Source organism: Streptosporangium sp. OZ121, assembly GCF_051918885.1.
Classification (GTDB): Bacteria; Actinomycetota; Actinomycetes; order Streptosporangiales; family Streptosporangiaceae; genus Streptosporangium.
In genome coordinates this window covers 412,122-428,609 of record NZ_JBPXMC010000003.1, presented here as the reverse complement: position 1 = coordinate 428,609, position 16,488 = coordinate 412,122, and the positions used below count along the sequence as shown (strand labels likewise).

Sequence of the window (16,488 nt, the reverse complement as noted above, 5' to 3'; positions counted from 1 at the left end):
CTGATGCGTTTCGTCGACGAGTACCGCGACGCCGGGAAGGCCCGGATGCTCGCCACGCGGATCGCCGCGCTGTGCGAGCCCGGCCGCGACTACAAGTTCATGGAGGTGTGCGGCGGGCACACCCACACGATCTACAAGCACGGCCTGGAGGACTACCTGCCCGAGGCCGTCACCCTGGTGCACGGTCCCGGCTGCCCCGTCTGCGTCATCCCCATGGGACGGGTGGACGACGCCATCCACATCGCCGGGCAGCCGGACGTGATCATGACGTCGTTCGGCGACATGATGCGGGTGCCCGGCGGGAACGGCTCGTTCCTCGACGCCAAGGCGCGGGGAGCCGACATCCGGATGGTGTACTCCCCGCTGGACGCCCTGAAGATCGCCAGGAAGAACCCCGGCAGGCAGGTGGTCTTCATGGCCATCGGGTTCGAGACCACCGCGCCCTCGACGGCGATGACGGTCCTGCGCGCCGAGGCCGAGGGGATCGAGAACTTCTCGGTCTTCTGCAACCACGTGACGATCATCCCCGCCATCAAGGCGATCCTGGACTCTCCCGACCTGCGTCTGGACGGGTTCATCGGGCCGGGCCACGTCTCCACCGTGATCGGCTGCCGGCCGTACGGGTTCGTCGCGCGCGGCTACGGCAAGCCCATGGTGGTGGCCGGTTTCGAGCCGCTGGACGTGCTGCACACGGTCTACCGCATCCTCGTACAGCTGTCCGAGGGCCGTTCCGAGGTGGAGAACCAGTACTCCCGGGTGGTCCCGTGGGACGGCAACCCCAAGGCCCTGAGCGTCATCGGCCAGGTGATGGAGCTACGGCCGTACTTCGAATGGCGGGGGCTGGGCTTCATCTCGCAGTCGGCGCTCAGGATCGCGGAGCGGTACGCCGCCTTCGACGCCGAACGGATCTTCCGGATTCCGGGCGGGCGGGTGGCCGACCCGAAGGCGTGCCAGTGCGGCGAGGTGCTCAAGGGAGTGCTCAAACCCTGGGAGTGCAAGGTTTTCGGCACCGCGTGCACCCCGGAGACGCCGATCGGCACGTGCATGGTGTCGTCCGAGGGCGCCTGCGCGGCGTACTACGACTTCGGCCGGTTCTCGCGCGAGCGCGTCAAGGAGGCGACCCGGAAGTGAACGGCGGGGAGGACGGCACCGGACGGGGCGGGGAGCACGGCGTGCGGGAGATGGATCCACCGGGACCACGCGGCGAGGAGCGGCAGGCACCGGACCTGAGGGAAGAGGCACACGACCGCGGCCGGGTACAGGACCTGAGGGAAAGGACACACGACCATGACCGGGTACCGGGCCTGAGGGAAAGCGCACGCGACCGGGAGCAGCAGGTGCTGGACCGGATCGAGCGGGTGCGGCGGCGCGGGGCGCGCGTGCGGGAGGACCGCATCACCCTGGCGCACGGCGCGGGCGGCAAGGCCACGCACACCCTGATCGAGGCGGTGTTCCTGGAGTCGTTCCGCAACCCGATGCTGGCGCCTCTGGAGGACGGCGCGGTCGCCGACGGGCTCGCCTTCACCACCGACTCGTTCGTGGTCACGCCACTGTTCTTCCCCGGCGGCGACATCGGCGACCTCGCGGTCAACGGCACCGTCAACGACCTGGCCATGTGCGGGGCCCGCCCCCGCTACCTCTCGGCCGGATTCATCCTCGAAGAGGGCTTCCCCGTCGCCGACCTGCGGCGCGTCACCGCCTCGATGGCCGAGGCGGCACGGGCGGCGGGCGTGTGGATCGTCACCGGCGACACCAAGGTCGTGGAGCGGGGCAAGGCGGACGGCTGTTACGTCACCACCTCCGGCATCGGGACGCTCGACCGGCCCGTCCGGCTGAGCGCCGCCTCCGCACGGCCGGGAGACGCGGTCATCGTGTCGGGGCCGATCGGCGAGCACGGGATCACCGTCATGCTCGCCCGCGGGGAACTCGACATCGAGGCCGAGCTGTGCTCCGACACCGCCGCGCTCAACACCCTCGTCGACGTGCTGCTGGACGCCTGCGGCGGCGGTACGGACGCAGGCGACGGCAACGGCGCGGTGCGCTGCCTGCGCGACGCGACCCGGGGCGGGGTGGCGACGATCGTCAACGAGATAGCGGAGGCCTCGCGGGTCGCCGTCGTCCTCGACGAGGACGCGGTGCCGGTCCGTCCCGCCGTACGGGGGGCGTGCGAGCTGCTGGGGATCGACCCGCTCTACGTCGCCTGCGAGGGGCGGATGGTCGCGGTGGTCGCCGGGGATTCCGCCGACGCGGCTCTGGCCGCCCTCCGCTCCCACCCGCTCGGCTCCGAGGCGGCGGTCATCGGGCGGATCAACGACGACCCGCCGGGACTGGTCCTGCTCAGGACATCCTTCGGCGGCACCCGCATCGTCGACCTGCTGGTCGGCGACCCGCTACCGAGAATCTGCTGACCACCGAACGAATCCAGAGGTACCGAACATGAACGACAAACGCGAACCCAAGCACAAGGGCAAGAAGGCGAAGCACGGCTACTCCCGCGACGTGGGCCACGCGAGCGAGGAGGTCGTGCGGTCGGGCAACCTGGCCTTCGGGCCCCCTCCGGACGACAAGGGACCGCCCCGCGTGGTGTCCGGCGCGGAGCGCGAGGGCGTCCCCTCCACCGACACCCAGGCCCGGTCCCCCCTCGGCGTCGGCACCAGCGAGAACCGCGGCGCCGAGAGGATCGCCTCCCGGCGGAAGGAACGGGGCCGCGAGAAGGTCGGCACCGACGAGCGGGGACGCCCCTACGGCGTCTCCCACCCCGAGGACGTCACCGGCGTCAGCCCGCGGAAACCCGGCCGGCGCCCAGGGTGATCGGTCACCGCGCCGGAGGGAAAGCTCGCCGTCTCGTCGCCGTCGGGCAGGACACGCCGCCCGGTCGCCGCGCTAGCGGGGAAAGACGATCGTCTTGTGGCCGTCGAGCAGGACGCGCTGCTGGGTGTGCCAGCGGACGGCGCGCGCCAGGGCCTGGCACTCGACGTCGCGGCCGATGGCGGCGAGATCCTCCGCGGAGTGGGTGTGGTTGACCCGGGCGACCTCCTGCTCGATGATCGGGCCCTCGTCGAGGTCGGCGGTCACGTAGTGCGCGGTCGCGCCGATCAGCTTCACGCCGCGCGAGTGCGCCTGGTGGTAGGGCTTGGCACCCTTGAACGACGGCAGGAACGAGTGGTGAATGTTGATCACGTTGCCCGCGAGCTTCACGCAGAGGTCTTCCGACAGCACCTGCATGTAGCGGGCGAGCACCACCAGATCGGCCCGGTAGTGGTCGACCAGGGTCAGGATCTCCGCCTCCTGTCTGGGCTTGGTCTCGGAGGTGACCGGCAGGTGGTGGTAGTCGATGCCGTACGACTGGGTCAGCGGCCGCAGGTCCGGGTGGTTGGAGACGACCGCGACGATCTCGATGTCGAGCAGGCCGGAGCGCATCCGGTAGAGCAGGTCGTTCAGGCAGTGGCCGAACTTGCTGACCATCACCAGCACGCGCGGCTTGATGGAGACCTCACGCAGCTTGAAATCCATGCCGAACTCGGGGGCGAGCGCGGCGAAGGCCTCGCGCAGCTCCTCGTCGGGCAGCGAGGAGGCGAACTGCACCCGCATGAAGAACCGCTCGGACACGACATCACCGAACTGCTGGCTCTCGATGATGTTGCATCCCCGCCCGGCCAGGAGACCGGAGACCGCGGCCACCACCCCGGGGCGGTCCGGACAGGACAGCGTCAACACAAACTCGGCCCTGGAAGTCATGCCTTCACCCTTGAGCTTGAGAGGTCGGATCGTACGATGCTTCAACCTGACGTCGGCAGAGTACAGCGAATCACGCCGCCACACCCGGCGGTCCGGTAGGTGGCAAGCAGGCGGCGGACAGGAGGCGCCGAGGCCGCCGGAAACGCGAAACCGGCGGACGTGACGGCGGGTGGTAGCGTCCCTGGCCTATGGACGACCCTCAGCCGAACGACCGGCCCGCGGCCCGGGTGATCTGTGTGGACGGGTCCGGCCGGGTGCTTCTCATGCACTGGCGCGACCCCGTCGGGGGCCAGACCCTGTGGGAGCCGCCGGGCGGCGGGATCGACCCGGGCGAGACCCCCCTCGACGCCGCGCGGCGCGAGCTCGCCGAGGAGACGGACCTGCCGGGCGAGGCGGTGCTGGACCGGTGGGTGCCGGTGCGCCGGGAGTTCCGCTGGCTCGGCGTCCACTACGCCAAGACCGAGCGGTTCTATCTGGCCAGGTTCGAGGACACCCCCGAGGTGGGCCCGGGGTCGTTGACCGCCGAGGAGAACATCACCTACCTGGGCTCCGGCTGGTTCTCACCGGCGGAGATGGCCGATCTCCCCGGCGCCCTGGAGCCCCCGGACCTGCCGGAGGTCGTCTCCCGGATCCTCCGGCTGGGGTGAACCGGAGCCACCGGAGACGGCCGGGACCGAATGGACAAGGGGTGGAAACCCGCGCGGCCCTCGATCTCGCCGATCGAGGGCCGCGGCCGTCAGAGCCGATTCTTCCGCTCGGGAAGAATCTCATCCCTTGTGGATGACGCTGGCGACGCCACCGAGCCTGGACACGCCGGTTTTGTGAACAATGATCTTTTTCATCGCACTCACCAGAGAATAGCGGTAGGTACGAAGAACAATTATTCGCTCATCTCCGAAATAGGCAACACTTAGCAGTAAAACAACCTAAAATCCAGATCATTGAGTTAAAGAGGACATAGCGGCTACTAGGTCTTTTTCTCCATAAACCACCACACATCCCCCTCGCTCTTCCCGGCGGATCTCGCGCCATCCGAACTTGCGATAAAGCTCCATCGCCGCGAGCTGATTCAGAGTGGTGTCACCACGAAGGCGCGCATAGCCGAGTTCGACGGCCCGCGCCTCCAGCGCGAGGACCATCTGGGCACCGAAACCGCGACGCTGGAACTCCGGATGGACCCGCATGCGGCACATCTCGGCGGTCTGGTCGTCGACGCGGCGGAGACCGCCCATCGTGACGACGCGCCCGGCGGGCATCTCCCCCACCAGGAACTCACCCCGGTCGGCGAGGTAGATCTCGTGGATCCTCGGGAAGTCGTCCTCGTAGTAGACGCCGTCCCCCGGCGCGAGACCGACCTGGGCCAGGCATATCTGGTGGAGCGCCCAGACCGATTCGAGGTCGGACCAGCGATAACGCCGAAGCCTTGGCTTCAACTGCCACTCCTGTCGGCCACCGGATCATCCGTTGACGCGCTGCGGCTGCGCAGCGACTCCATGTAGGTCTTGAGCTTGGGATGGCCGGGCGCCTTCACCTCGACCTGCTTGCCCACCTCGTGGGCGCGCTGCATGAGGATGTCGGGCCGGCAGGCCTCGTCGAGACCCGAGACCGTACGCTGGGCGATCTCCAGCGCCTCGTCCACGTCACCCTCAAGGATCTTGCACTGGGCCCGGTCGAACTTGATGAAGGTCGGATCGAGCCAGTCGGTCGGACCGTACTTGGTGAGCGCCTGTTCCAGGATGAGGTCGGCCTCCATCGCCTGCCCGAGCTTGACCAGCGCGTCTCCCTGGTGGAAGTAGAGCTGGCGCTCGGTGTAGCCGAAGGTCGAGTCGTCCTGGTCCGCGGCGGTCATCTGGGAGAAAGCCGCCCTCGCCCTCGACAGCGCCCGCTTCGCCTGGTCGACCACGTCCTTCTTGCCCGAGCCCGACATCATCGCCAGCGCGCGGGCCTCGACCACCGGGGCCATCGCCTGGGCCGCGCAGGGCGTCTGCCCGGCCAGGTCACGACTTTTCTTGGCGAGGTTGAGAGCCTCGCGCGGATCACCGTAGTAGAGCGGGACCAGAGCCTCCCTGGCCGTGACCCACGCCCTCAGCGCCCGGTCGCCGGTCTCGTCCGCCGCGGTCCTGCCGGTCCTGAAGAAGGACCGGGCGAGCCGGTGGTCACCGAGATTGACCATGATCATGCCGCTCAGACCGGCGAGCTGCGCCGCCATGCGGCACAACCGTTCCTGCAGGTCGACCGGCTGGCGCCGCTCCATGGCCTTGCGCACCGCGCCGAATTCGAGCATCACGTCGCACAGCAGCCTGAGCGGGGCGGTGTTCATGTACTGGCGGCCGAAGCCGATGGTGGATTCCTCCCACTGGTCGAGCATCGCGGGCGAGACGGTGGCCGAGACCAGCGTGTCGTCCATCCTCCTGCGCATGCTCTCCACCGATCCGAGCACCTGTCCGTCCAGCGCGATGCCACTGCCGGCCAGGAGCTGTAAGAGCGTCCTGCGTAGCACGTTCTCGTCCTCCTCACCCCCGTCCGCGGAATGATCGACGCCGATCGGCTGGATCAGCAGCTCACGCGGACCAGGGGACGTGTCGGGTCTTCCATCCTGGAGATCACCTCGGACGACACCGGGCATCTTGTGGCCGTGGCCACAGATGCACGGGCCGTCGTACCCGAGGGAGGCGGGTTCGACCCGGTAGGCGGAGCACAGGTAGTGCAGATATTCGGGACCGGGCCGCTTCAGCCCGCTCTCGTACGCGGACAGGAGCGTCTCACCGATGCCGGGAGCCGACTTGCCGTCGCGTTCGAACAGCGCCCGTATCTGTTCGATGACGTCCGCGAGAGCGACGCCATGCGCGAGGCGGTGACCTTTAATCCGAGTGGTCCCGAATTGCGAACTACACTTATCGTAGATTTCCTCGGCTATCTGCGCCGAGGACTTCCCGGCGGCCAGGCCACGGGCCCGGACCTGCCGCGCTAACTCTGTCTCCCTGTGCTGCCTGCCGGACATACCGGCCCCTCTCTCGTGGCCAGCTGGGCTGGCTGGCACACTGGTCCCGACCGGTCCTCTCTCCCTTGACTCAGTGTGATCTTTCCGTCGCACTGCGCCTACCGAGAATGATGGACCACGTTTGACTCATCAGGAACACACCAATAAAGCTACTGGCTAAGAATCGTCCCCCGAGGGACTGTTTCTTTCAACCTACTTGGCACATCGCCCACCCTGAACTGGGTTTTCCCCGAATTGACCCGTAGGGCCACCGTGAGTCATCTTTGGCGAGCAGCACCGTAAGCGTGATCGAACGAACACGATTCGGTGCCGGCAAGCCGAGACCACGAGGAGGGACGAGGTGGGTGAAGACGATTTCCGGCACCTTGAGCGGCTGGTGACGGAGCTTGACTGCCGCGGGCTGCACGCCCGCGTGGTGCGGACCCACTCGGGCCGGGCGTTCGTGCGTGTGATCAATCCGAAGGCGACCAGCCTGGCGGAGAACGTCACCTGCCGGGCGCAGGCCGCCCCCAGCCATCGGGATTGGTATTACTGGTGGTCCTGGGGTGAACGAATGCACACGGTGGAAGATCCCGCCGGTGCCGCGACCAAGGTCGCACGCGTACTCGCCGCGGTAGGAGAGTGAGGTGAGCGGCACAACGGGCCTTCCCGCCCGCTGTGCCGCGCCTGCCGCGGCTCGACGGAGTCGGCGGGGTGACCGGTGCGGAGCGTCCTCGGACGCTGGGCACCCCGCCGGCTCCGAATCGTCCGGCCGACACGCGCGAACTCCCACCTGCGGAAACTTCGAAGAACGCGGCCGGAACGCGGAGGCTCTCGCGAGCCGAAGCCCACGAACTGCTGTAAAGCACAGGCTGCCGTCCGGTCTCTCGTCCGGGCGGTGACCGGAGGGATCCCTTTCGGGAACGGTACGGGACACGCTTCCGGGTGCGTGTCCCGTCCGGGCCACCCGTCACCGGGGCATCCGGGTCCGCCCCCGCGGCCCTAGACCAGGATGTCCCCGTCTTCCCCGGCGTGATGTGACGGAGGCCGGTTCGATCGGCAATATGGGTGGGTCGCATGACTCATCCGGTCTGCCTGTCGATCCGATCCGAGAGGGATCCACTCCGTGTTCCTGCTTTCCCCCACGCCTGCCCCCACCCCCAGCGTCACCCCGACCTCAGGTCCGGGAGTCGTCGTCGAGGACCTTCTCGACGCGAGCGCGGGCTTAACACGGGGATGCGGGGACGGCGGGGGAGTAGTCTGCGACTTCGTGAAGATGCTCGTGCCCGCGGCCGTCGACTGGGTGGCCCCCGTGATCGCGGGCCTGATCGCCATCACGCTGGTCGTGGTCATCGCGCTGATCCTGCGCAACGTGGCGCACCGGCTGATCGGCCGGGTGGTGCGCAGGGCGTCCACCGAGCGCGCGTCCCTGGCGGGGCGGCTGCGCGGCAGGGAGACGATCACCCCCGAGGGCCTCGACGCGATCGTGGCCGAGCGGCGCAGGCAGCGGGCGGAGACCATCGGCTCGGTGCTCAGGCACATCGCCTCGATCATCATCCTGGGCACCGCCGTGCTGACCGTCCTCGAACGCCTCTCCGTCCCCATCGCCCCACTGCTGACCAGCGTCGGCATCCTGGGCGTGGCGATCGGCTTCGGCGCCCAGGAGCTCGTCAAGGACTTCATCGCCGGCATGTTCATGCTCCTGGAGGACCAGTACGGCGTGGGTGACGTGATCGACGCGGGCGCCGCGATCGGCACCGTGGAGGCGGTCACCCTGCGCATCACCCGCCTGCGCGACGCCGACGGCCGGGTCTGGTACATCCGCAACGGCACGATCACCCGGGTCGGCAACGAGTCGCAGGGCTGGTCGCGCGCCACGGTCGACGTGCCGGTGGCCTACGCCTCCGAGATCCCGGTGGTCCGCGACCTGCTCAAGGAGGTCGCCGACGAGATGTGGAACGAGCCCGCCTTCCGCGACTCGATCATCGTCGAGGAGCCGCAGGTCTGGGGCATCGAGCAGATCTCCGACACCGCCATCATCTTCCGGGTCAGCGCCAAGACCATCCCCTCCCGGCAGGCGGAGGTCGCCCGCGAGCTGCGCCTTCGCATCAAGTCCGCCCTCGACCGGGCCGACATCACGATCGCCGCCTGACGTCAATTAGGCTGGAGCCGTGTCCGCTACCCCCGAGGAACCCCAGTCCTTCTACGACGCCGTCGGCGGCGAGGAGGCCTTCAGGCGTCTGGTGCACCACTTCTACCAGGGAGTGGCGGCCGACCCGATCCTCCTGCCGCTGTACCCCGAGGACGACCTCGAAGGCGCCGAGGAACGGCTCCGCCTGTTCCTCATCCAATACTGGGGCGGCCCCAACACCTACAGCACGCAGCGCGGCCACCCTCGGTTGCGGATGCGGCACAACCCCTTCGTCATCCGCTCGGCCGAGCGCGACGCATGGCTCCGGCGCATGCACGACGCGGTGGTCTCCCTGGAGCTCCCCGACGACCTGGAAAAGCGTCTCTGGGACTATCTCGTGTACGCGGCGCACAGCATGGTCAACGCTCCCGACGCGTGAATCACCGCGCGGTCGGGGTTCCCCGCGCGCGGACCACCGCATGATCAGGGTCCCCGGCGCGTGAGCCACCACATGATCGGGACCCTCGACACGCGGACCACCGCATGGTAGAGACCTCCCGCGTACAAACACCGCATGGTCAAGGGCAGCGACGCATAAACACCGCTGAGCGGGGGCAATCCATGCACATGGAAACCCCCTGGTGGCGTGACGCCGTCGTCTACGAGATCTACGTTCGCAGCTTCGCCGACGCCTCCGGAGACGGCGTCGGCGATCTGCCCGGCATCAGGCAGCGCCTGCCCTACCTCGCCGAACTCGGCGTGGACGCGATCTGGCTGACCCCCTTCTACCGCTCTCCCATGGCCGACGGCGGCTACGACGTGGCCGACTACCGCGACGTCGACCCGCTCTTCGGCACTCTCGCCGACTTCGACGAGCTCGTCTCCGAGGCGCACCGGCTCGGGTTGCGAGTGATCGTCGACATCGTTCCGAACCACAGCTCCTCCGCCCACGAGTGGTTCCAGGCCGCGCTGCGGGGCGAGGGACGTGACCGCTACATCTTCCGCGAGGGCGGGGACCTGCCGCCCAACAACTGGCAGTCGACCTTCAGCGGCCCGGCCTGGAGCAAGACACCCGACGGGCAGTGGTATCTCCACCTCTTCGCCCCGGAGCAGCCCGACTTCAACTGGCGCAACCCCGAGGTGCACTCCGAGTTCCTGGACGTGCTGCGGTTCTGGCTCGACCGGGGGGTGGACGGGTTCAGGATCGACGTGGCGATGGGCCTGTACAAGGCCGAAGGGCTGCCGGACACCCCTCCGGAGGGACAGGCGTTCAAGGCCGTGTCGCCGATCTGGGGGCAGCCTGAGGTTCACGAGATCTACCGCGACTGGCGCAAGGTGCTCGACTCCTACGAGGGCGAGCGGATGGCGATCGGCGAGGTCTGGACCGACTCCGCCGAGGATCTCGCGCTGTACGTCCGCCCCGACGAGCTGCACCAGAGCTTCAACTTCGCCTGGCTGGAGGCGCCCTGGTCAGGGCCCGCGTTCAAGAAGATCATCGATGACACGCTGGCCGCCGTGACCGCTCCCACCTGGGTGCTCTCCAACCACGACGTGGTCCGCCACGTGACCCGGTACGGCAACGGCCTGACCAACTCCACGACGGGCCTCTCCCGGGCTCGGGCGGCCCTGCTCGCCATGCTCGCCCTACCGGGTTCGGCATATCTCTACCAGGGGGAGGAACTAGGCCTCCCCGAGGTGAAGGATCTTCCCCCGGAAGCCCGCCAGGATCCCATCTTCGCCCGCTCCAAGGGAGAGCTGCCCGGCCGTGACGGCTGCCGGGTCCCCCTCCCCTGGTCCGGCGTGGCCGAGCCCTACGGCTTCTCGCCCGAGGGGACACGGCCCTGGCTGCCCCAGCCGGTCGAGTGGGTCGTGCTCTCCGCCGAGCGTCAGGCGAACGATCCGGGCTCGACGCTGAGCTTCTACCAGGAGGCCCTGAGCGCCCGCCGCGAGCTGCGCGGCAAACTGCCCGACGAGATCACCTGGCTGGACTCCCCCGAGGACGCCCTCATCTTCAGCCGAGGCCCCCTGATCTGTGTCATCAACTGCGGTTCCGAGCCGGTACAACTGCCGCCGCACGACCGCGTCCTGATCGGCAGCGCCCCGGTGGACGGTCACCTGCTCCTGCCGGACACCGCGGCCTGGCTGTACACCCCCGACGCCTGAGGCTCCCGGTGCGCGGCCGTCCACCCGTCACGGGCGGACGGCCGCGCACCGGGCAGACGAGCGCGCCACGGGCGAGCAGGTGCCGTGACCGGACAGACCAGCACGCCACGGGCGGGCAGGCGGACGTGCCGTGGGGTGGCGGGCCGCTCCGCGAGGAGGGACGGCGGGCGCTCCAGAGGCGGATGGCGCACACCTCCGGCCCTCGCCCTGCTTCCCCTGTCCCCGTCCTGCTCCCTGTCCCCCGTCCCCCGTCCCCCGTCCTCAGGCCTCAGGCCTCAGGCCTCGGGCCTCAGGCCTCGGCGAACCTGTCCAGGTAGGCGAGCTCATCCTGGTTCAACCGCCGGGGGGAGGCGCTCGCCACGTCGTAGGCCACGAGCACCGAGCGGGCCTTGACGAAGATCTCCTCATCGTCGCGGATCTCGTACGCGAGGGTGAACCGTACCGGCCGGATCTCCGTCACCCACGACTCCACCCTGACCGGATCGGGGCGGAAGGTGAGGGGACGCAGATAGTCGACCTCGTGCCGGGCGATCACGAGCCCCTTGAACGGCTCGTTGCCCTCGCGGTGGGGGTCGACATGGAACAGCGCCAGCCGCGCGTCCTCCAGATAATCGAGAAACCGCACGTTGTTCACGTGTCCCAGCGAGTCGACGTCGGCGAACCTGACGGACCTGGGGAACACGTGCCGATGACCACGGCCGACGCCGTCTGCGATTCTCTGTCCGAACACACCCAGAACCGTAGCGAGCCCCCGGTGCCCGCCGTACGGCGGGGCACCGGGGGCTCGTCGGAAGCGCGGCCTGTCACGACCGGACCACACCGGGCCCGGGCCACACCCGTCGCGGGCGGGCCCCGGTCAGGTGTGGCGCCCCGGGCCGGAGACCAGAGCGGTCTCCGGGACCGGGATCAGTCGCGGGTGAGCTTGCGGTAGGTGACGCGGTGCGGCCGGGCCGCGTCGGCACCCAGGCGCTCGATCTTGTTCTTCTCGTAGTCGGCGTAGTTGCCCTCGAACCAGAACCAGTTCGAGCCCTCCTCCCAGGCGAGGATGTGGGTGGCGATGCGGTCGAGGAACCACCGGTCGTGCGAGGTGATGACCGCGCAGCCGGGGAACTCCAGCAACGCGTTCTCCAGGCTGGAGAGCGTCTCGGTGTCGAGGTCGTTGGTGGGCTCGTCGAGCAGCAGCACGTTGCCGCCCTGCTTGAGGGTGAGCGCCAGGTTGAGCCGGTTGCGCTCTCCGCCGGACAGGATGCCCGCCTTCTTCTGCTGGTCCGGGCCCTTGAACCCGAACGCGGCGATGTAGGCGCGGGACGGCATCTCGACCTGGCCGACCTTGATGTAGTCGAGCCCGTCGGAGACGACCTCCCAGACGTTCTTGGACGGGTCGATCCCGCCCCGGCTCTGGTCGGCGTAGGAGATCTTGACGGTGTCGCCGATGACGATCTCGCCACTGTCGGGCGTCTCGCTGCCGGTGATCATCCGGAACAGGGTCGTCTTTCCGACACCGTTCGGGCCGATGATGCCGACGATGCCGTTACGCGGGAGGTCGAAGGAGAGGCTCTCCATCAGGACCCGCTCCTCGAAGCCCTTGGTGAGCTTCTCGGCCCGGATGACCGTGGTCCCCAGGCGCGGGCCCGGCGGGATCTGGATCTCCTCGAAGTCGAGCTTGCGGTGCTTGTCGGCCTCGGCGGCCATCTCCTCGTAGCGCTGGAGACGCGCCCGGCTCTTGGTCTGGCGGGCCCTGGCGTTGGAGCGGACCCACTCCAGCTCCTCTTCCAGGCGCTTCTTGCGCTTGGCGTCTTTTTGGCCCTCGAGCTTGAGCCGCGCCGCCTTGGCCTCCAGGTAGGTGGAGTAGTTGCCCTCGTAGGGGTGGCAGCGGCCCCGGTCGAGCTCCAGGATCCAGTTGGCCACGTTGTCCAGGAAGTAGCGGTCGTGGGTGACGGCCAGAACGGTGCCCGGGTATTTCTCCAGGTGCGACTCGAGCCACTGGACACTCTCGGCGTCGAGGTGGTTGGTGGGCTCGTCGAGCAGCAGCAGGTCGGGCTGCTCCAGGAGCAGCTTGCAGAGGGCGACCCGGCGGCGCTCGCCACCGGAGAGCTGGGTGACCTCGGCGTCCGGCGGAGGACAGCGAAGGGCGTCCATCGCCTGCTCCAGCTGGCTGTCGAGATCCCAGCCGTTGCGGTGGTCGAGGGCGTCCTGGAGCTTGCCCATCTCGTCGAGGAGCTCGTCGCTGTAGTCGGTGGCCATCAGCTCGGCGATCTCGTTGAAGCGGTCGAGCATCGCCTTGGTCTCGGCGACACCCTCTTCGACGTTACCGAGGACGGTCTTGGATTCGTTGAGGGGGGGCTCCTGCTGAAGCATGCCGACGGTGAAGCCGGGCATGAGCCGGGCGTCGCCGTTGGACGGCTGCTCCAGGCCCGCCATCATCTTCAGCAGCGTCGACTTTCCGGTGCCGTTGGGGCCCAGGACACCGATCTTGGCGCCCGGCAGGAACGACAGCGTCACGTCGTCAAGGACGACCTTGTCGCCGTGCGCCTTGCGCACGCGCTGCAGTGTGTAGATGTACTCCGGCATGCCTTTAGTTTAGGGCCTGGGGAGTTCAGCTAGGGGCGGCCTCGGACAGGGCCCGGGAGTTCAGCCCGGAGTGGCGTCGGATCCTGGCCGGCGGGCCGGGGGCACGACGGTGGCGGGCAGGCAGATCTGGTCGCGGCCGAGCTCCTTCGCACGGTAAAGAGCGAGGTCGGCGGCGGCGAGCAGCTCGATCAGGTCATCTCCGTGCACACTCATGATCGCGACACCGACCGAGATGGTCACGGTGATCATGTTCTCGTCGGCGGGGACCGCCATCCTTCCCACCCGGGAACGCAGCCGCTCGGCGACCCTGCGGGCCTCGGTCACGTCGGCCCTGGGCAGCAGGACGACGAACTCCTCGCCGCCGAACCGGCCCACCACGTCGTAGTCGCGCAGCTGGCTGCGGATGGTGTCGGCCACCCCCACGAGCACCTGATCGCCGATCAGGTGGCCGTAGGTGTCGTTGACCCTCTTGAAATGGTCGATGTCGACGATCAGCAACGCGAGCGTCTCCCCCGTGCGACGCGCCCTGACGATCTCGGTGTCGGCCTCCCGCTGCCAGGCCGCGGCGTTCAGCAGGCCTGTCTTGAGATCGGTGCGGGCCGCCGCCTGGAGCTGGGCGTGCAGCAGGCTGCGCTGCAGCAGCACCACCGGCGGCAGTGCCAGGACCAGCAGGGCCAGGTTGAGTCCGCAGGTGATGGAGACGAGGACGCCGAGACAGAGCTCGACGACATCGAGGAGCAGGTTCTCCCGGTTCCACAGGACCTCCCGCCAGCGGCTGTCGGGGTCGGCGGTGTGCGCGGCGACGGCGATCAGCGCGGTGTTGATCACCGTGAACAGGACCGCGCAGCCGATGGCCACCAGGATCGGTCCTCCCTCACCCCTGGTCAGCGCGTTCAGGTCGCCGACCGCGGCATGGAAGAGCAGGGAGGCCGCGCACCCGGCCAGGCCGATCGCCGCGGAGCTGACGACCCGCCGGTAGACCACCGTCGCGCGCACCCGCTTCTGCAACAGGAACTGGAGCGGGATGGGCGCCAGGAGCGCGTAGAGGGGTGGGAGGAGCAGCGCGGCGGGCAGCCACCAGGCGGAAAGCAGATCACGGTAGACGCCCGCGGGCATGCCGAGTCTCCGGGTCGCCTCGATGCACACGGCTCCGCACGCCATCAGCGCGGCGAAGGTCAGCACATCGGACCAGCGAAAAACACCGGATATCGAGAAAAACACGATCGCGGCGAGATCCAGCACCACCAACCCGCAGAGGTAGCCGACCAGCGGGCGACGCTGCCCCAGCAGGGGCCACCGATCGACCAAGGGTGTCATGCCGTCGCGCGGTTTGACCGAGGTGTGACTGGGAGCCGCCATGTCGTCCCCCTCTCCGACTAACGATGTGTAACACAATAGTTGCGGAGTGTGCGACGCGCGATGGTAACCGCTACCTTTGGCAGAGTGAGTCAGCCCACCGGTTGACCCACGACTTGGAAACCGCTCGCTCGCGAGCGGGCCGTGTGGGAAAGGAGCAAGCCATGCTGCGGGGCGTGACCTGGACCTAACAGGTGTCTCGGCATCTGACACGGGCAAGACCATCGGCCGGTTATCTCGGCGTCACCGCGCTGTCGCGGCGAGACACCGACCGCGTCCGGCCGATGCCCCCTCACTCCGCCCGCATCAGGCCCCCTCTCCGCGAGGCCCCTGCTTCGTCAGACGCTCTTCCCAGGCAAAACCCTCATCCCCCAACCCTCACCCCCGTCTCTCCCCTCTCTCCTATTCCTCGCCTCTTCACCTCGAACGCTTTCCACACCGGCGCTCCAGGCTCGAACACCGGTCCACTGGGAGGCCCGCGGCCCGGGCCTCCCAGTAGCCGGACCTCCCAGTAGCCGGACCTCCCAGCGGAGAGCGGCTCAGGCCGCCACGCTCTCCCGCGTCGGCCAGGGCGTCTCATCGCTCGCATCCGGGCGGATCCTCATCGCACCCGGCACGCCCCCGGCCATCTCCTCCCCCGTGTCCGAGCTTCTCCTGCCCGCCGCGTCCTGCCGCCTCGTCGACGTGCTCTTCCCCGTCCTCCCCCGCCTCGCCACGGTCTCTCCCTCCACCGGCTCCTTCCCGGCGGGCTCGTGATCCGCCCCGCGTTGCGTAACCCCGGCGCCCTCTCCGGGATCGACACTCTCCCGGAGGTCGACGGCGTCTCGGAGTTCGATGACGTCTCCGGGATGGGTGATGCCCCCGAGATGGGTGATGTCCCCGGGCATCGCACCGTCTCCGGTCGCTTCGCCGCCCGGCGTGATCTCCGTCTCGCGCGGCGTGGACGTCTGGCCGTCGAGGCCGGTCTTCGGGTCGTCGAAGCCGGTCTTCAGCAGGGACAGGGCACCGACGGCCCCGGCCGCGACGGGGGCACCACCGCTCATCGCCCAGTCGGAGGTCTCCCTGTCGAGCTCGATCCGCTCCGCGCTGCCGAGAGCCGCGACCGGCCCGCCGCGCTGCGGCTTGGTGAAACTCCCGAGCCCCCAGCGCAGGTCGTGACCGAGCGAGTTGGCCTCCACCTCGGGCATGAACCGGCGCTCCCCCTCGTGGGCGAACTCGCGGATCCGCAGGCGTCCCTGGACCACGACCGGCTGGCCCAGATGGACCGACTGCGCGACGTTGTCGGCCAGCCCGCGAAAGCAGCGGACGCCGAAGTAGGTCGTCTCACCATTGCGCCACTGCTGGTTCTCGCGATCGAAGTAACGGCTCGTTGAGGCGATCTTGAGTGAGGTCACCCGGGAGCCGTCGGGGAAGGTGTGCTGGCGCGGCGGGGCCGCGACGTTACCGGTCAGCGTGACGTAGATGTCGTTCATCGTGCCTCCCATGAGAGCCGGCTGAGTGCCGGCGGCATGAAGACACGATGGCCCGGCCCACCCCCCGCACGGATTAC

Annotated in this window: 16 protein-coding genes; 9 read left to right on the top strand and 7 right to left on the bottom strand. The window is 68.7% G+C overall.

What is annotated here, in order from left to right:
* The first annotated feature begins 3 nt into the window (after positions 1-3).
* From hypD to ACTOQ1_RS09585, 3 genes are read left to right on the top strand one after another with little or no spacing between them, the layout of a single operon-like run.
* Positions 4-1,131 (top strand): hydrogenase formation protein HypD, encoded by a 1,128-nt coding sequence (hypD, locus tag ACTOQ1_RS09595; protein ID WP_440065909.1) that lies wholly within the window; start codon positions 4-6, stop codon positions 1,129-1,131.
* Positions 1,128-2,408 (top strand): hydrogenase expression/formation protein HypE, encoded by a 1,281-nt coding sequence (gene hypE / locus ACTOQ1_RS09590; RefSeq protein WP_440065908.1) that lies wholly within the window; start codon positions 1,128-1,130, stop codon positions 2,406-2,408. The genes hypD and hypE overlap by 4 nt, the downstream gene beginning before the upstream one ends.
* Positions 2,409-2,436: 28 nt before the next feature.
* Positions 2,437-2,811, top strand: a complete 375-nt coding sequence (locus tag ACTOQ1_RS09585) for a hypothetical protein (RefSeq protein ID WP_440065907.1) — start codon at positions 2,437-2,439, stop codon at positions 2,809-2,811.
* 72 nt (positions 2,812-2,883) lie between these two features.
* Here the strand turns inward: ACTOQ1_RS09585 and purU are convergent, their stop codons facing one another.
* The gene (purU, locus tag ACTOQ1_RS09580) at positions 2,884-3,738 is read right to left on the bottom strand and encodes a formyltetrahydrofolate deformylase (protein ID WP_440065906.1); all 855 of its coding nucleotides are present in this window, start codon (positions 3,736-3,738) and stop codon (positions 2,884-2,886) included.
* A 188-nt stretch (positions 3,739-3,926) separates the two neighbouring features.
* Here purU and ACTOQ1_RS09575 point away from each other — a divergent pair, with 188 nt between their 5' ends.
* Positions 3,927-4,385, top strand: a complete 459-nt coding sequence (locus tag ACTOQ1_RS09575; protein WP_440065905.1) for an NUDIX hydrolase — start codon at positions 3,927-3,929, stop codon at positions 4,383-4,385.
* Positions 4,386-4,676: 291 nt separating this feature from the next.
* Here ACTOQ1_RS09575 and ACTOQ1_RS09570 read toward each other — a convergent pair whose 3' ends face one another.
* On the bottom strand, positions 4,677-5,171 hold the full coding sequence (locus tag ACTOQ1_RS09570) for a GNAT family N-acetyltransferase (RefSeq protein ID WP_440065904.1): 495 nt from the start codon (positions 5,169-5,171) through the stop codon (positions 4,677-4,679).
* The gene (locus ACTOQ1_RS09565; RefSeq protein ID WP_440065903.1) at positions 5,168-6,238 is read right to left on the bottom strand and encodes a hypothetical protein; all 1,071 of its coding nucleotides are present in this window, start codon (positions 6,236-6,238) and stop codon (positions 5,168-5,170) included. Before ACTOQ1_RS09565 ends, ACTOQ1_RS09570 begins: the two co-directional genes overlap by 4 nt.
* 30 nt (positions 6,239-6,268) lie before the next feature.
* On the opposite strand from ACTOQ1_RS09565, the gene ACTOQ1_RS09560 reads away from it, so the two are divergent.
* The 5 genes from ACTOQ1_RS09560 (at position 6,269) to ACTOQ1_RS09540 (ending at position 11,012) form a co-directional block, all read left to right on the top strand.
* Entirely contained in the window at positions 6,269-6,709 is a 441-nt protein-coding gene (locus ACTOQ1_RS09560) for a hypothetical protein (RefSeq protein WP_440065902.1), read from the top strand.
* 370 nt (positions 6,710-7,079) lie between these two features.
* Entirely contained in the window at positions 7,080-7,364 is a 285-nt protein-coding gene (locus tag ACTOQ1_RS09555; protein WP_326643182.1) for a hypothetical protein, read from the top strand.
* A gap of 480 nt (positions 7,365-7,844) precedes the next feature.
* On the top strand, positions 7,845-8,870 hold the full coding sequence (locus ACTOQ1_RS09550; protein WP_440065901.1) for a mechanosensitive ion channel family protein: 1,026 nt from the start codon (positions 7,845-7,847) through the stop codon (positions 8,868-8,870).
* 19 nt (positions 8,871-8,889) lie between these two features.
* The gene (locus ACTOQ1_RS09545; protein ID WP_440065900.1) at positions 8,890-9,288 is read left to right on the top strand and encodes a globin; all 399 of its coding nucleotides are present in this window, start codon (positions 8,890-8,892) and stop codon (positions 9,286-9,288) included.
* 182 nt (positions 9,289-9,470) lie between these two features.
* A complete protein-coding gene (locus ACTOQ1_RS09540) occupies positions 9,471-11,012 on the top strand; it encodes a glycoside hydrolase family 13 protein (protein WP_440065899.1) in 1,542 nt (513 codons plus the stop codon).
* Between the two features lie 289 nt (positions 11,013-11,301).
* On the opposite strand, the gene ACTOQ1_RS09535 is transcribed toward ACTOQ1_RS09540, so the two are convergent.
* The 4 genes from ACTOQ1_RS09535 to ACTOQ1_RS09520 form a co-directional block, all read right to left on the bottom strand.
* Positions 11,302-11,742 (bottom strand): acyl-CoA thioesterase, encoded by a 441-nt coding sequence (locus tag ACTOQ1_RS09535; RefSeq protein WP_440065898.1) that lies wholly within the window; start codon positions 11,740-11,742, stop codon positions 11,302-11,304.
* 176 nt (positions 11,743-11,918) lie between these two features.
* Positions 11,919-13,583: an energy-dependent translational throttle protein EttA gene (gene ettA / locus ACTOQ1_RS09530; RefSeq protein WP_362837122.1), complete on the bottom strand. Its 1,665-nt coding sequence runs from the start codon at positions 13,581-13,583 to the stop codon at positions 11,919-11,921.
* Between the two features lie 60 nt (positions 13,584-13,643).
* Complete coding sequence (locus tag ACTOQ1_RS09525; RefSeq protein WP_440065897.1) at positions 13,644-14,942, bottom strand: GGDEF domain-containing protein; 1,299 nt, start codon at positions 14,940-14,942, stop codon at positions 13,644-13,646.
* A gap of 536 nt (positions 14,943-15,478) precedes the next feature.
* Positions 15,479-16,411, bottom strand: a complete 933-nt coding sequence (locus ACTOQ1_RS09520; RefSeq protein WP_440065896.1) for a single-stranded DNA-binding protein — start codon at positions 16,409-16,411, stop codon at positions 15,479-15,481.
* Positions 16,412-16,488: the final 77 nt, after the last annotated feature.

What these genes read in the sequence shown, in the direction of transcription:
- hypD (WP_440065909.1), top strand. Translation starts at nt 4, where the DNA reads ATGCGTTTCGTCGACGAGTACCGCGACGCCGGGAAGGCCCGGATGCTC.
- ACTOQ1_RS09585 (WP_440065907.1), top strand. Translation starts at nt 2,437, where the DNA reads ATGAACGACAAACGCGAACCCAAGCACAAGGGCAAGAAGGCGAAGCAC.
- purU (WP_440065906.1), bottom strand. Translation starts at nt 3,738, where the DNA reads ATGACTTCCAGGGCCGAGTTTGTGTTGACGCTGTCCTGTCCGGACCGC.
- ACTOQ1_RS09575 (WP_440065905.1), top strand. Translation starts at nt 3,927, where the DNA reads ATGGACGACCCTCAGCCGAACGACCGGCCCGCGGCCCGGGTGATCTGT.
- ACTOQ1_RS09560 (WP_440065902.1), top strand. Translation starts at nt 6,269, where the DNA reads ATGATCGACGCCGATCGGCTGGATCAGCAGCTCACGCGGACCAGGGGA.
- ACTOQ1_RS09540 (WP_440065899.1), top strand. Translation starts at nt 9,471, where the DNA reads ATGCACATGGAAACCCCCTGGTGGCGTGACGCCGTCGTCTACGAGATC.
- ettA (WP_362837122.1), bottom strand. Translation starts at nt 13,583, where the DNA reads ATGCCGGAGTACATCTACACACTGCAGCGCGTGCGCAAGGCGCACGGC.
- ACTOQ1_RS09525 (WP_440065897.1), bottom strand. Translation starts at nt 14,942, where the DNA reads ATGGCGGCTCCCAGTCACACCTCGGTCAAACCGCGCGACGGCATGACA.
- ACTOQ1_RS09520 (WP_440065896.1), bottom strand. Translation starts at nt 16,411, where the DNA reads ATGAACGACATCTACGTCACGCTGACCGGTAACGTCGCGGCCCCGCCG.